12 protein-coding genes are annotated in these 14,650 nt (G+C 70.8%); 2 read left to right on the top strand and 10 right to left on the bottom strand.

The window, feature by feature from the left end; all coding sequences use genetic code 11:
* Positions 1-6: 6 nt before the first annotated feature.
* From ACMCNK_RS00610 to ACMCNK_RS00580, 7 genes are all read right to left on the bottom strand, one after another.
* Positions 7-780: an SDR family NAD(P)-dependent oxidoreductase gene (locus tag ACMCNK_RS00610; protein WP_412734387.1), complete on the bottom strand. Its 774-nt coding sequence runs from the start codon at positions 778-780 to the stop codon at positions 7-9.
* A complete protein-coding gene (locus tag ACMCNK_RS00605) occupies positions 777-1,958 on the bottom strand; it encodes a hypothetical protein (protein WP_412734386.1) in 1,182 nt (393 codons plus the stop codon). The genes ACMCNK_RS00610 and ACMCNK_RS00605 overlap by 4 nt, the downstream gene beginning before the upstream one ends.
* A 171-nt stretch (positions 1,959-2,129) precedes the next feature.
* The gene (locus ACMCNK_RS00600) at positions 2,130-2,729 is read right to left on the bottom strand and encodes a sigma-70 family RNA polymerase sigma factor (protein ID WP_412734385.1); all 600 of its coding nucleotides are present in this window, start codon (positions 2,727-2,729) and stop codon (positions 2,130-2,132) included.
* Positions 2,730-2,932: 203 nt separating this feature from the next.
* Positions 2,933-3,385, bottom strand: coding sequence for an ATP-binding protein (locus tag ACMCNK_RS00595; RefSeq protein WP_412734384.1), 453 nt, complete (start codon positions 3,383-3,385; stop codon positions 2,933-2,935).
* Positions 3,375-4,226 carry an MEDS domain-containing protein gene (locus ACMCNK_RS00590; RefSeq protein ID WP_412734383.1) on the bottom strand — a complete coding sequence of 284 codons (852 nt, stop codon included), beginning with the start codon at positions 4,224-4,226 and terminating at the stop codon, positions 3,375-3,377. Before ACMCNK_RS00590 ends, ACMCNK_RS00595 begins: the two co-directional genes overlap by 11 nt.
* Before the next feature lie 327 nt (positions 4,227-4,553).
* A complete protein-coding gene (locus ACMCNK_RS00585) occupies positions 4,554-5,639 on the bottom strand; it encodes a hypothetical protein (protein ID WP_412734382.1) in 1,086 nt (361 codons plus the stop codon).
* A gap of 223 nt (positions 5,640-5,862) precedes the next feature.
* Positions 5,863-6,726, bottom strand: a complete 864-nt coding sequence (locus ACMCNK_RS00580; RefSeq protein ID WP_412734381.1) for an SGNH/GDSL hydrolase family protein — start codon at positions 6,724-6,726, stop codon at positions 5,863-5,865.
* A 265-nt stretch (positions 6,727-6,991) separates the two neighbouring features.
* On the opposite strand from ACMCNK_RS00580, the gene focA reads away from it, so the two are divergent.
* On the top strand, positions 6,992-7,840 hold the full coding sequence (focA, locus tag ACMCNK_RS00575; protein ID WP_412734380.1) for a formate transporter FocA: 849 nt from the start codon (positions 6,992-6,994) through the stop codon (positions 7,838-7,840).
* Between the two features lie 19 nt (positions 7,841-7,859).
* Here focA and ACMCNK_RS00570 read toward each other — a convergent pair whose 3' ends face one another.
* The 3 genes from ACMCNK_RS00570 to ACMCNK_RS00560 form a co-directional block, all read right to left on the bottom strand.
* On the bottom strand, positions 7,860-9,362 hold the full coding sequence (locus tag ACMCNK_RS00570) for a diguanylate cyclase domain-containing protein (protein ID WP_412734379.1): 1,503 nt from the start codon (positions 9,360-9,362) through the stop codon (positions 7,860-7,862).
* Between the two features lie 63 nt (positions 9,363-9,425).
* On the bottom strand, positions 9,426-10,481 hold the full coding sequence (locus ACMCNK_RS00565; RefSeq protein WP_412734378.1) for a tetratricopeptide repeat protein: 1,056 nt from the start codon (positions 10,479-10,481) through the stop codon (positions 9,426-9,428).
* A gap of 46 nt (positions 10,482-10,527) precedes the next feature.
* Entirely contained in the window at positions 10,528-13,179 is a 2,652-nt protein-coding gene (locus ACMCNK_RS00560; protein ID WP_412734377.1) for a LuxR C-terminal-related transcriptional regulator, read from the bottom strand.
* A 238-nt stretch (positions 13,180-13,417) separates the two neighbouring features.
* Here ACMCNK_RS00560 and ACMCNK_RS00555 point away from each other — a divergent pair, with 238 nt between their 5' ends.
* On the top strand, positions 13,418-14,635 hold the full coding sequence (locus tag ACMCNK_RS00555; protein WP_412734376.1) for a Calx-beta domain-containing protein: 1,218 nt from the start codon (positions 13,418-13,420) through the stop codon (positions 14,633-14,635).
* Positions 14,636-14,650: the final 15 nt, after the last annotated feature.

The raw sequence follows: 14,650 nt of genomic DNA, 5'->3' as shown, positions 1-14,650 counted from the left end.
CTGGTGTCAGAAGACGCAGCCCTCGACCGGCAGCGTGCGACCCGTGATGTAGGCGGCGTCCGCGCCGGCGAGGAAGGCGTACGCCCCGGCGACCTCGGCGGGGGTGGCGATCCGGCCCAGGGCGTAGCTCAGGGCGAGCCACTTCTCGGCGGGCAGGTTCATCCCGGGCGGCTGGTATTTCGCCGCGTTGTTGGCCGCCATGTCGGTGGCGGTGGCACCGGGGGCCACGGCGTTGATCGTGATTCCGCGCCGGCCGAGCTCGACGGACAGGCATCGCACCATGGCCTCGACCGCCGACTTGCTCGCGGCGTACAGGGCGTGTTCGAAGATCGTCCGGCGGGCGGCGTTGGAGGAGGTGAGGATGATGCGCCCGCCGTCACTCATCCGGCGGGCGGCCTGCTGGGCCGCGATGAGCTGGCCGCGGGTGTTGACCGCGAAGACGCGGTCGAAGTCCGCCGGGGTGAGCTCGGTCAGGCCGCCGAAGTGGTTGATGCCCGCGCAGGAGGCCAGGATGTCGAGACTGCCGAACGTGTCCACGGCCTGGTCGATCAGCCGTACGGTCTGCTGCGGGTCGGCGACATCGGCGTGCAGCGCCACGCACCTGGCTCCGGTTGCCGTGAGCTGGGCGGCCAGTTTGTGGGCGGCGTCGACAGCGCGGTGGTAGCCGATGACGACGCCCGCGCCCGCGGTCGCGTACCGGGCCGCGACGGCCGCCCCGATGCCCCGGCTGCCACCGGTGACGACCGCGACTTTCCCGTGGAGACTCCCGGCCGTCGTCATTTGCCGCTCACGTGCTTCTTCTTGTGTTCCTTGGACTTGTGGTGCCGGGTCGACGACGTGGAGGACTCTGCGTGGCTCCGGCTCGGCTCCCCGGCACTCTTCCCCGCGCTGGCGCCCGCCGCCTGCTGGCGGACCCACTCCTTGGCGTTGAAGCCGGGATAGGCCGTCCAGTCGGAGGTTCGGGCGTCCCAGAGACCGAGATCCCCGGTCTTGCTGTGCGCGTAGGCGTGCAGGTTCCCCACCTGGGCCGTCTTCGTGTACGTCGCCCCGTCGGCGACGACGGTCTTGAAATCCTTGCTGAAGGTGGGACCGAGGCTCATGGAGCTGAGGTCCAGCGGCGTGTTCGCGTGGCTCACCCGGCCGGTCGCGTTGTTGCCGGGAAGATAGTTCGACGAATGGGTGGCCTCGTTGGACCAGCGGGAGGTCTCCGATTCGGAGCTGTGGCCGCTGCCCTGCCCGGACGACGGGTAGTCGCCACCGCCACCGGACGACGACCCCGGCGAGGTGCTGCGACCCGAGCCGCCCTCGTACGACGAGGTGTACGGCGAACGGTCCGTGTAGGAGGAGACACTGCCACGTCCGACCGCCTGCGGGTCCGCCGGACGGCGATGGTCGGTCTCCCCGGGAATGAAGGTGTCGCGCCACACCTGGGTGGTGCCGATGCGTACCGGCTCAGCGCTGCCACTGCCGTAGGTGGACCGTCCCTGTCGGCCCACGTAGGCCGCATGGTCCGCCGGAAACTGGTTCGAACGCAGATAGAAGGCGTTGAGTTTGACCTCGTCGCGGGCGGTGGGGAAATAGTTCGCCAGGTCGTCGGCCAGCGTCTGCATGGTGAAGGCACAGCGGTCGCAGCTGCCCTTGTCGCCAAGCAGGTCGGCCGTGACCTTGTACGGCTGGATCCCCTGCTCGACGACGTCGAGGACGATGTCGCGCGCCCTGCGGTCCGCCATGTGTTCCGCCTCCCGCTTGGCCTCCTCGGACTGCGGATGCTGCAGCTGGTTGGCGGGGGTCTGCTCGTTCGCTGCCTTACCACTGAGGTACACGCCGGTCGCGCGCGTCAATACCCTCTTCTCGCTGGTCACCGGGTCCCGGTAGTGGAAGTGGAGGAGGATGCCGGCCTTGCTGGCTTTCCGGTTGGTGTTGGACTGGCTGGAAAGCGCGTTGATGTCCTGCAGCATCTGTGCGCGGCTCTGCTGGTAGTCGTTGGTCCACGGCATGAGGGGTCACCTTTCCGGCTCGAGGTCAGGGTCGACGGTTGCGTTCCACAACGGATGCCTGTGGCGCGAGGTTCACGACCTGCCGCAGCGGTGTGCGGCTGACGACTGAACCGCACAGGCACCGGGCAGCCGTCATACGCGCCGGGCCCCTGCCGGGATCCGGGTCGTCCCGGCAGCCCAGAAGCCGCGCCCGACCAGTTGTTCACGCAGCGCCTTGAGCGCGTAGAACGTTCTCGACTTCACGGTTCCGGCGGGGATGCCGAGAATCGCGGCCGCCTCTTCCACGGAGCGCTCCCGGAAGTAGATTTCGATCAGGATGCGTTGCTGCCGCTCCGGCAGCTCGGCCATGGCCTCACGGACCTCCCGCCGGTCCAGGTGCCGCTCGAACTCGTCGCCGATGCCGCCGCGGTGTGCATCGATACGCTCGTCGAGATATTCCGGCGGGCGTGCCTGGACCGCCCGAACATGGTCGATGGTGATCCGGCGGGCGACCGTGAACAGCCACGCGCGGCTCCACTTGCCGTCACTGTTACGGGCGTCCGGATTGCGCCAGGCCCGCAGACACGTTTCCTGCAGGATGTCCTGCGCCCAGTGGATGTTGCCTCTGGTGAGGCGAGTGATGTAGGCCAACAGGACCGGCCCGTGAACGTCGTTGAGATGGCGCAGCGCCACCATTTCAGCGTCGTCCGGGGCGACAGCGCAACCGCCCGGACCTTGATCTTCCGTCACCATGGCTTTCCCCAGCGCAGATAGGCTACGAAGGACAGGCGATCCTCATCTCAGGGATCGGGGTGCTTGTCCTTGATCGTGGGACACACGCCAGGCCCGTACGCGAACTCCGACCGAATCCGAACGCCGCCCGACCAGCGGCGACGTCGAGCGTGGAAAATATGGCCTTCCGGAGTCGCGGCCCTACACAGGGTGAGCGCGATGGGTCAATGCTGCGGCAGGTTCATGGTGGCGGTGATGGCCACGCCACGCTCACCGGTGTGCTCGACGCTGATCGAGTCGCTGAAGTACAGCACCAGCCACAGGCCGCGGCCACCGGCCGTGGCCAGGTCAGGAGACCGTTCGGGGAACTGGTAGGTGGCCGGCAGGCCGGGTCCGTCGTCGGTGACCTGACAACACGCGGCGGTGTCGGTGGTCCACAGGCGGAGCCGCCCGTGGCCGCCGCCGTGGCGCACGGCGTTGCTGGTCAGCTCGGAGGCGATGAGCACCAGGTCAGCGACCCGATCCGGGGACAGGCGGGTGCGGCCGGCGTGGGCGGCGACCGCTTGCCGCAGCGCGGTCAGGTCCTTGATTGCGAACGGCTCGTCGAGCAACACCAGGGGCGTCGCGGCTTCCTCGGGAGGCTTGCCGTGCACGGGAACGCCGGGGTTACTGGTCATCGGCGACCACCAGTTGCACCCCCGGGGCGTCCGCGATGCCCAGAGCCCGCAGCACCTTGCCGGCCTGCGCGCGGCACCGCACGCTCATCCGCGAGCCGTTCGGCACGGCCGCGGCGGCCTGGGCCAGCGCACCGGCCGCGCTGCCGTCGATGAAGCTCAATCCGAGCAGGTTGACGTCGATGTGCTCGTCCAGGGCCAGCGCCTCGGTCAAAGCCCGGGTCAGTGGCTCGACCCCCCGGTAGTCGATCTCCCCTGCGACCCGGATGCCGGGCGGCGCGTACTGGCGGCAGATGCGCAGCAACGCGTCGTCGTGGTAGGTCACCGCCGCCAGTGCCCGCTCGTGGTTGGCCGCGACACCGGCCAGGGTCACCGCGTCGAAGCACTGCCGGTCGTACTGGCAGACCGCGGTCGCGCGGCCGTCCGACAGCAGCTGACTGACCTGCGATTCGTACGTCATCAGCTCCTCGATGCCGGCCACCGGCCGCAACGCCCAGCACATGTCGGCGGTGACCCACAGCCCGGCGAATCCCCCGTCCCGGGCCTGCGCGATGCGCCCGGCCAGCCGCGCCGCCACCCGCTCGGCGCCGAATGAACCGTCGGCGAGGAACAGCTCGGCGGCGCCGGCCACGTGAAGCTGTCCACTGTCCACGGCGTCGTGCACCGCCAGCCCGCGCTCGGCCAGCTGCGCGCGAAACTCGGCCGGCGGGATCGTATCGGTCAGGCACAGCACCTGCTGGTCATGCCGCAGCCCGACCCGGGCGAACGCCGCCACGAGGTCGAGGCGCTCCTCGCTGTCGGAGAACATCAGACAGGCGTGATCACCGGGCTGAAGGTCTTCCACCCTCGAAGCGTCCGCCACCCGGTTCCTCCTCGTTCCCGACCACGGTATGCCGCACTGCACCATAACCTCGCGGCACCGATTGCGCCGTGGTGCACGACCGGGCCGACGGCCATTTCGGGCGCCGGCGTGGAGACTCCGAAGCCCGGTATCACCGTCGAATTGCCCGCCGCCGCACTGCGCCAAACCCGCCGCTGACCGGCCCCGACCTGGGCAAACGAACCCCAGCTCCTCCCCTGGCCGACATCGGTGACGCCCCCGCGGCGGCGGCAGTCGCCGTTCGCCCCCTGCCCGACCGGATCAGGTGACCCCGAAAGGTGACGCACCCATCTACCCGACGGGCCGGTTCCCGTGCAGGACTCGACCGGCCCGCGAGATCACTCGCCGCATGACGTGCACGGGATTTCGCCGCGGCGCCGCCAAGCGCTCGCGGGCCGTGATGAAGGCCCGGGTCGCGGCCTGCGCCTCGGTGTGCTCACCCCGGGCGGCATGCAGCTCGGCCTTCTCCTCGTACACCCGGGCCAGGATCTTCTGCAGGCCACGCTCCGTACACTGCCGGTGGGCGGCGTCCAAGCTCACCAGGGCCCGTTCCGTCGCCCCGAGACCGCGCTGCGCCTGGGCCAGGGTCAGCAGGTACTCGGCCATCTCGTCGGCATCGTTGGCCCCGGCCCCCTTGTACCGGGCGATGCACACCTGCATCGTCTGCTCCGCCTCGGCGTACTCGCCGTTGGCGATCTGGATCGCCGCGATCGTGTCCAGCGCATCCGCGTCAAGGTGGAACCCGCGCGCGACGGCATGGTCCTGCATCCGCCGCGCGATCTCCGCGGCCTGCGGAAAGTCACCCGATTTGTACTCGGCATAGGCCCAGTTGTTCAGCACCACGATGATCCGTTGCCAGTCCTGCAACCTGCGGGCCAGGTCCTCAGCCTCGCGGTACCGCGAACGCGCCGCGCCCATGTCGCCGTTCTCGGCGAGCGCATGGGCAAGCCGGAGGCGGTGCCAGATCTGCATGTGTGCGGTGGCCGTCTCGTCCAGCAGCTCCACCGCGCTCCGCGCGTGCTGCAGGTACTTGTCCTGGTGGCCGGACAGCCGCTCGATGGTCGCCTGCACCAGGTGGGTACGGGCCTGCAACCGACGGTCACCGTGCTTACGCGCCCACGCACGGACGCTTTTGATCTGCCGGGCAGCGCCCGAGACGTCGCCGGTGCGCCGGAGCATGTCGATCCAGCACAGGCGGGCCCGCATCAGCAGGGCCTCGTCGCCCAGGGCGGCGGCCCGCCGTTCGAGGTGCACCGCGGCGGCGTACCCCGCCGCGGCGTCGACGACGACCCGGTCCTCCAGCGCAAGCAGGGCGGCAGACAGCTGCTCGGCCCCAGCCGGGGTGCCATCCGCCGCGTCAGCGTCCCGCTGGTTCACCGCAGTCTGATCGGCCGACAGCAGCCCGGCTTGAGCAACAGGGCCGACGTCAGCGCGTCCCAGCACCCCCACGACATCCCAGCCGCCCCCGCCTGCGCCCTGTGCCAGCGCGCCCCACGAGTCCCACGGGACACCGACCTTCCCTCGCCGGGCCCTGCGTCGTGTTTCGCCAGGCGTCGATGTCGTGGTGTCGTTCGGGCCGCGACGACACCGGTACCGACGCTCAACGCGACGCGAGAACCGACTCCAAGGCTTCGGCGATCTTGGCGTGGCCGGCGGCGTTGGGGTGGTCGCCGTCGTCAGCCAGCAAAGGTGTGTCGTCCTTCGTTCCGGAGGCACCCTTGAACGCGGTGAGCAGGTCCACGTAGGTGGCTCCCCGAGCCTGAGCGGCCGCGGCGATCTGGGCGTTCTCCGTTTGCGTGAGCGCGATGCTGTTGCGCACATAGTCGTCGCCGTTGGCGGCGGCCACGTCGCCGTCGAGGAAGACGTTCCAGTATCCGGTGATCAGGACAGTCGCGGAACGGTCGCCCAGCAGTCCGTCGACCTTCTCGAGTACCGCGTCGAGCTGGGCAGCCTGCTGCCGCAGGGTGGATCGGAAACAGCTGACGTCGGGGGCCCTGCACGAGTCGTCGGCGACCGGATCCGGGTCGAAGTCGTTCGCCCCGATGGTGACGATGACCAGGTTTGCGGCGGAGATCTGGTGGCGTACGGAAGAATCCTCCAGCTGGTCGAGCAGGCCGGCGGTGGTCAGGCCGCCCTGGGCGAGGTTCGCCACGACCGCGCTGCCGCCCCGGCGCTGGGCCTCATGCCGGCCGACCAGAGAAACGTACGAGGTGCAGTCGCACTCATCCCCGGCTGGAACCGAGTCGCCCAGCCCCACCACACGGTAGGCCCCGGAGCGTGAGGGCGACGGCGAGGCGGACGGCGTCTCCGCGCGCTGCCGGGTGGCAGGGCGCTGCTGGGAACCCGAGACCCGGGACAGCGAAGGCGCGGAGGCGGCCGGGGAACGCGGCCTGCCCAGGGCCCGGGCCGCCCGCGGCCCGACCACCAGGAGCAGCGTCGCGGCCACGACGAGCCCGGCGAGCACGCATGTGACCACGTGGTGTCTCGAGTGCGAACCGTGAGATGCCATGACCGTCCTGTTCGCCGTCGGCCGTTGCAGCTCCAGGCTGCCCCGTCAACGCCCTGCGGCCGTTCGCAGAACGTTCGAGGTCGGTAAGCCCTGCCCACCCTTCGCGACGGACGGTCCCTGCGAGTCGGCCATTCCGGCCCGCGAGGCTCCCGGCCCGCCCTAACCTACGAACGTGTCCGGGGCTGCCAAATCAGAGCCGTTCATGCTCAGCCCTGCGCAAATGGCGCAGGCAGCCGAGGACGCCGCCTACGCCAAGGCGACCGGCAAGCCACTGAAGTCCTTCCTGCTCGGCCTCACCGCCGGTGGGTACATCGCGTTGGGGTTCGTCTTCTACATCACCAGCCAGGTCGGGGCGTCCAGCGTGGCCTGGTCGGGCGGGCCCCGCATTCTGGGCGGCATCGTGTTCGCCACCGGTCTGGTGCTGGTCGTGCTGACCGGCGCGGAGTTGTTCACGTCGTCGACACTGACGCTCACCGCGCGGGCCAGCGGACGCATCACCTGGGGCCAGTTGCTCGGCAACTGGGGCACCGTCTACGTGGCGAACTTCCTCGGCGCGCTGACCATCGTCGCCCTCGTCTACGTCGCCGGTACCTGGCACAACGCGCACGGCGGCTGGGGCGCGGTCGTACTGAACACCTCGCAGGCCAAGCTTCAGCACACTTTTCTTCAGGCCTTCACTCTCGGCGTGCTGTGCAACCTCATGGTGTGCCTCGCGGTCTGGGCCGGTTACTCCGGCCGCACGACCACCGACAAGATCCTCGCCGTCACCATGCCGATTGCCCTCTTCGTGGCCGCCGGCTTCGAGCACTCGGTGGCCAACATGTTCATGGTGCCGCTCGGCCTTCTGATCAAGGAAACGGCCGGTGCCGACTTCTGGCGCGACGCGGGGCTCAACCAGGCGAACTACGCGGACCTGACCTGGCCCGACTTCCTGCTGCACAACCTGGCACCGGTCACCCTGGGAAACATCGTCGGCGGCGGCATCATGATCGGCATCTTCTACTGGACGATCTTCCACTACGTCGAGAAGCCGTCGCCGGAATCCGAGCAGCAGGTTCCCCGCGCCTGACGGCGATCGTGTCAAGAGCTCAGGACGACGGCAGGCCGGCGGGGACGCACGCGGTCGCCGGTACGTCGGCGAAGCTCCACCGCCCCCGACCGAGCCGCTTCGCGTCGTACATCGCCTTGTCCGCGACGCGCAGCAGCCGCTGGGCCCCCGCAGCGCCCGACGCCGGAACGTCCGACCAGGCAATGCCGATGCTGGCGCCGACCCGGTACTCGGCGTCGCCGTACGGCACGGGTTGGCTCACGTGCTGGACCAGCCGATCGGCGAGCTCCCGGCCACCGTCCCCGGGGGGCACGCCCGTGCAGGCCACGACGAACTCGTCACCGCCGAGCCGGGCGATCAGGTCGCTGGACCGTACTGCTGCGGTGAGCCGCCGCGCGACCGCGACCAGGACCGCATCGCCGGCCTCGTGCCCGGCGGTGTCGTTGACGGTCTTGAACCCGTCCAGGTCGAGGTAGAGCAGCGCGACCCCGCCGTCGGCACTGTCCAGCAGCCGTTCCAGCCGGGCCTGGAAGCAGCGCCGGTTGAGCAACCCGGTGAGCGCGTCGTGTTCGGCATGGAAGGTCAGCTGCCGCTGGGCCTGGTGCTGCGCACGGACCGCGCCGGAGATCCGCGCCAGAACCAGCCCGGTACAGATCAGCGTGGCGGCGATTTGCAGGATCCGCTCGGAGGTACTGGGCCGGCTCTCGACCAGGCCCGACAGCGGGGCCGCAACCAGGGCGGCACCCAGGAACAGCATCCGGGCCGGGTGCAACGCCGAGCCGTCGTCGTGGCCGGCCCTGTCCTGCACCCGTGCACCCTCGGAATGCAGCACGGCGAACACCAGCAGGGCGTTGCCGAGCAGCAGCAGACCCAGCAGCCGGGTGACCTGGTCGTTGTCGAACCACCGGTACAGGACGTTGTTGGCGAGGTCGAAGGTCAGACTGATGGACGCCGAGGCGACGAGCAGCCGGGTGGACGCGCCGCGGGCGCCCGGGCCGAGGATCAGCAGCAGGATGCAGGCGATCAGGGCCACGTCGAACAGCGGATACAAGGAATCCATCACGTCGTTCGGCGAGGCCATCCCGGCGCGCAGCTGCGGGGCGATGAGTGCGTCCCAGGCGACCACCGTGAGCGCGGTGACGAGCGTTGCCACGTCGAGGAACAGCGGCCTCAGTGGACCTGCGGTCCGCCGCCGCGCCATCTTGATCACACCGGTGGTGAGGGCGGCGTAACCCGCGACGTACGAAGCGTGTGCTGCCCAGGCCAGACCCTTGCCCCAGGTGTTCGAGCTGTCCCAGAGGTACCAGGACGCGTCGGTGAAGCCGTCGCCGAGGCAGTTCATCGTCGACGCCAAGGCGATCAGCAGCCACGCCCGGCGGTGTGCCACGGCCCGGCGGCGCACGGCACGCCAGCCGAGGAAGCACAGCGGCACGTACGTACACAGATAGGCCGCATCGCCCAGCGGGCCGGGCTCGAACACGGCGACCAAGATGCAGGCGATCGCCACCGCGGTGAGCGCGACGGCCTGTCCTCGCTTGGTCACGCCCGCCAAATCGGTCGGCGCCTTTCCCACTTGAGGGAATGATGGCAACCAATGGCGGGTCGCTCAGCGGGCGGCGCGGCCTCCCTGCCGGGCCCGGTGGGTCCGGAGCAGCGAGCGCAGGACGAAGCGCACGGGCTTACGTTGCGGAAAGGACAGACTTTCTTCCGGCACGCTCGCCTCGGTGTGCTCACCCTGGGCGGCGTGCAACTCGGCCCTCTCCTGCTGCACCCGCGACAGGATCTTCCGCAGGCCCCGCTCGGTGCACAGCGTCTGGGCGGCGGTCAGGTTCGCCAGGGCCCGGTCGGTCGCGCCGAGACCGCGCTGGGCTCGGGCCAACGTCAGCAGGTACTCGGCCATTTCGTCGGCTTCGTTGGGCCCGGAGCCTTTGTAGCGGGCGATGCACACCTGCATCGTCTGCTCCGCCTGGATGTACTGACCGTTGGCGATCTGGATCGCCCCGATCGTCTCCAACGCACTCGGTTCGAGGTGGTAGCCGCGCGCTACGGCGTGCTCCTGCATCCGCTGCGCGACCTCCCAGGCCCGCGGGAAATCACCGGCCTGGTACTCGCCGTAGGCCCAGTTGTTCAGGACGATGGTGAGCCGTTCCCATTGATGGAGCTCCCAGGCCAGTTCCTCGGTCTGGCGGTAACGCAGCCGCGCCGCGTCCATGTCGCCGTTGGCGGCCAGCACGTCGGCCAGCCGGAGACGGTGCCAGACCCGCATGTGTACGGTGGCCGTCTCGTCGAGCAGCTCGACCGCGCTCTGCGCGTGCTGCAAGGCTTTGGCTCCGTTGCCGGACAGCCGTTCGATGTCCGTCTGCACGAGGTGGGTCCGCGCCTGCAGCTGACGGTCGCCGTGCTTGCGCGCCCAGGCGTGGATTCCCTTGATATGCCGGGCGGCTCCGGGAAGGTCACCGGTGCGCCTCAACATGTCGGTCCAGAGCAGCCGGGCCCGCATGAGCAGGGTCTGGTCACCCAGAGCCTCGGCCCGCCGTTCGAGATCCACCGCGGCCGCGTACCCGGCGGTGGCGTTCACGGTGACTCGGTCCTCCATGGCGAGCAGGGCGGCCGACAGTTCCTCCGCGCCAGCCGCGCTGCCATTCACCCCGAACCGGTTCACCTCAGTCTCATCGGCCGGGAGTCCCGACCGATGAGAAGGCCCGTACCTACCGGACCTGTGGATCACCCAGCTCGCTGCGGCCGCTGATGCCCAGCTTGCGATAGCAGCTCTGCAGGTGGTTGTCGACGGTACGCACCGACAGGTGGAGCCGTTCGCCGATCTCGCGGCTGGACAGCCGGCGTGCGGCGAGCAGCGCGATCTCTCGCTCCCGCGACGTCAGCGGCGCCACCGCGGGCTCCGCGCCGACGAGAGCCGGTGCCCGCACCTGGTCACACCGTTGCCAGTTGGCCTGGGCGTGATTGTCGCAACGGGTGGCCTGGCGTCGGTGCCCGGTGCGGGTGAAGCGCAGGGCCGCCTCGCCGAAGGACTCTGCGGCGTACGGGCAGGCGCCGAGGCGGGCGAACGACTCCGCGGCGGCGCACAGCCGCTCGGGGTCGCCGCCGGCGGCCGCGGTGGCGAACGCCAGCTTCGCCTGCAACAGGTCCCCCTGGACGTGTGGGCGGAGCTGGCCGGCGAGTTCGGCTCCCGCGTCCGGGCAGCCGATGCGGGCCAGGGCGTGGGCGGCGTACACCGCGATGGTGCGCGCGCCGGGCGGCTGGTGGCGGTGGCCGACCGAGCGCAACGCGGCTTCAGCCTGCGCCCGGTGCCCGTCCGCGGCGGCGAGCCGCGCGAGGAAGATCTCCTCCATGCCGGCCGTGTTGCGGATCGGGCCGTCGGTCAGTGCCCGCAGACGCGCGGCAGCGCGGTGGGCCGCCGCGAGCGACCCGGCGTCCACCTCCGCGTCGACCAGCAGCGACAGGGGCCAGCGGATCCGGGTGGGCCCGCCGCGTTCGTAGATCTCGATCGACCGGGTCAGCCAGCGGCGCGCCTCGCCGAGCCGACCGCGTTCCTTGGCGACGTAGCCGGTCAGCATGGCGAGCAGGCCCAGGTCCGGGACGAGGTCGGTGCGCGACGCGTCGGCCCACACGCCGGCGGCCAGCTCCGCGGCCTCGTCCAGGCGACCCGCGAAGATCAACGCAAACAGTCTGCCCAGGTCATGGACGTGCGGCGGGAACTGGATCATCTCCTGCTGCCACAGCCGGTCGTGCACCGGCCGGGCCCGCTCGGCGACCTCCAGAGCGTCCAGGGGCCGGGCGTCCCAGGGCAGGGCCACGCCCTGCAGGACTGCGCCGAGTACCCAGGGCCGGCTGTCCGGCACCGTCATGAGCGCAGCAATCGTCTCGAAGGCCGCCGCCGATTCGCCGTGCAGCCAGAGCATGCGTGCGTGCTGGGCCCGCGCCTCGTCCCCCTGCGGGGTACCGGTCAGCCGGCGTTCGGTCCGTTCGATGACCTCGGTCGCGGCGGGCCAGTCGGCGAGGCCGCCGAAGAGGTTGTCGCTGCGGGAGATGCCGATCACAGACACCAGCTCGGGACGGTCCGCGGCGCGCATCGCGGCGGCGAGGTGTTCCTCGGCGGAGGCGAACTCGCCGGTCCGGGACTCGGCGTACCCGAGGTAGAACGCTGCTGCGGCGCCGCCGCCCGCGGCGTGCGCCGCGGCGGAGAACCGCATCACGGACCGCAGGTCGTGCAGGGCCAGGCTGCGCTTGGCGGCGCCCAGCAGCAGCGTGGCCTCACCCGGTTCCGCGGCGGCGAGCCGCCAGTCGGCCAGCCGGACGAGATCATCGTCGCGGCGGACGCCCGCCGCGGCGAGCGCGCCGGCCAGCCGGGCGAACCAGGCCCGGCGTCGGCCGGTCGGCAGGTCGCGGGTGGCGGCCTCACCGAACAACGGGTGGGCCAGGCGTACGTCGCACCGCTCACGACCCGCGCCGACCGTGATCAGGCCCGCATCCTCCAGCCCGTCCAGCGCGTCCGTGCCCACCAGCCGGACCGCGATCGCGCGTTCGAGAGGTTCCCCGAGCGCCACGACGCACAGTGCGTCCCGCTGGTCGGCGGCCAGCGTGGCCACCCGCTCGGCGATCACGTCCACCACGTGCCGTGGTGCCCGGATGGGGCCGGTGGCCAGCCAGCCGCGACCGGTTTCGTGGTGCAGTACGCCGTCGCGGCGGGCGGCGGCAACGATCTCCTTCAGCGTGAGCGGGTTGCCGGCGGCAAGGTGCACCAGTTCCCGGGCCGTGAACAGGTCGATCCCGCCCGGCAGAAGTTCACCGGCCAGGCGTTGCATGTCCTCGTCGCCGATCGGCGCCAGTTCGACCCGTACGGCCCGCCCGTCGCGCCACAACGCGTCGAGCGGATCGGGCAACCGTTGCCCGCTGCGGGCGGTGAGCAGCGCGACGATCTTTCCGGCGGTGACCAGTTGCTGGACCAGAACGGCGGAGACGACGTCCACGTGGTGGGCGTCGTCCACGAGCAGGATGATCCGGCGGCCCCGCCCGGCTGCCAGCAGCGCCTGCCGGGCGGCGGGCAGCAGCATCGCGTCCGGTACGGCGAGCCGTGGCAGCAGCGGTGCGAGCGTGCCCAGTGGCAGCGTCGCGGCCGCCCGCGTGCCGAGTACCCGCAACGCCCGCGCACCGGGCGGGGTGTGGCGGGCCAGGCACTCCCCGGCCAGCCGGGTTTTACCCATCCCCGCGTCGCCGACCACCAGGACCGCGCCCGCGTCACCGCGCACGGCCACGCCGAGCGCCGCCAGCTCCGCCCCGCGGCCCACCAGCGGCGCGTCGGCGGCGTAGTCGAGAACCGTGGACGACAGACGCCGTGCCACGAGGTGCCCCCTCGTCGGATCGAGGCCGGTCATGCCGCCCTGGCATGCGCGCGGCCTTCGCCGCGGCCGGTCATGCGCAGGAGCCGAGGTCATTGTCCCACCGGCCCTGATACCCCGGCACGCTGTCGGATCGGCGGCTCGAATCTCTGAGCAATGCCTACTCAGGCACTGAGGGGCGCGACAGCCGAGGGTGGTTACAGACCGCGAACAAGCGCGGCACCACACGAAAGCGGGTACCATGCTCACCAATCGTCGAAGCGTCTTCGCCGGCCTCGCCACGATCATCACGGCCGGGCTGGCCGGCTCCACGCTGGCGGCCACGCCGGCCCTCGCCGGGCCGGCGAACGACAATTTCGCCTTCGCGCAGTTCCTGCCCGGCACCAACGATGCGGTCGGTGGCCGTAACGACAACGGCGCGACCGCCGAGCCCGGGGAGCCGGCGCACGCGGGTACGCCAGCCCATGCCTCCCTGTGGTACAGATGGACCGCTCCCGCGACCGGCAAGGCGATCTTCCGTACGATCAACGGCAACACCAGCCTCGACACGGTCCTGTCGGTCTACACCGGCAGCAGCCTCAGCGCCCTGACACCGGTCGCCGAGAACGACGACGCCCAGGGCACCCGGCAGAGCCAGGTCGTCTTCAAGGCCACGAAGGGCATCGAATACAAGATCGCGGTCGACGGGTTCGGCAGCAACACCGGCAGCTTCAAACTGACGTGGACGGGCAACGACGATCTCGCCGCCGCGCAGACCCTGCCCGGGCCCACGGGCTCGTTCCTGGCCGTCGGCGCGGACATCGACGGGGCTTCGGCCGAGCCCGGCGAGCCCGCGCACGCGGGGCAGGCCGCCGCCCACTCCATCTGGTACCGGTGGGTGGCGCCGGCCAACGGCATCGCCGAGTTCGCCGCCGTGCAGGGCGGCTTCGACAGCCGGATCGCGGCGTACGCGGGGACGGGCTTCGGCGCCCTCAGACTGGTCGCGCAGAACAACGACCAGCAGCCGGGCAACACCCGCGCCCGGATCGTGTTCGCGGCCAAGGCCGGCACCGAGTACCGGGTGGCGGTCGACGGCGCCAACGGCGCGCAGGGCTTCGACGTGATCCGGTACAGCCTGACCGACCCGAAGGTCAGCGTGGGCACCGCCACCGTGGTGGAGGGCAACTCCGGCACCAAGACGGTCACCGTGCCGGTGTCGCTCAACACCGACGCACCGTTCCCGGTGAGCGTCTCGTTCGCGACCAGGAACGGCACCGCCGTGGCACCCGGCGACTACGTCACCACGTCGGGCACCCTCACCTTCCCGCCCGGCTTCCGGTTCCTCAGCGTGCCGGTGCAGGTGGTCGGCGACACGGTCAGGGAGCCCAACGAGGCATTCACGGTCACCCTGTCGAACCCCGGCGGAGGCTTCTCCCTGGGAACCGCCGCGGGCACCGTGACGATCACGAACAACGACTGACGGTGCGCATCCCGG

It is taken from the genome of Krasilnikovia sp. MM14-A1259 (genome assembly GCF_047159535.1).
In the GTDB taxonomy this organism is placed as follows: Bacteria; Actinomycetota; Actinomycetes; order Mycobacteriales; family Micromonosporaceae; genus Actinoplanes.
This window is presented reverse-complemented; position numbering and strand designations above follow the sequence as displayed.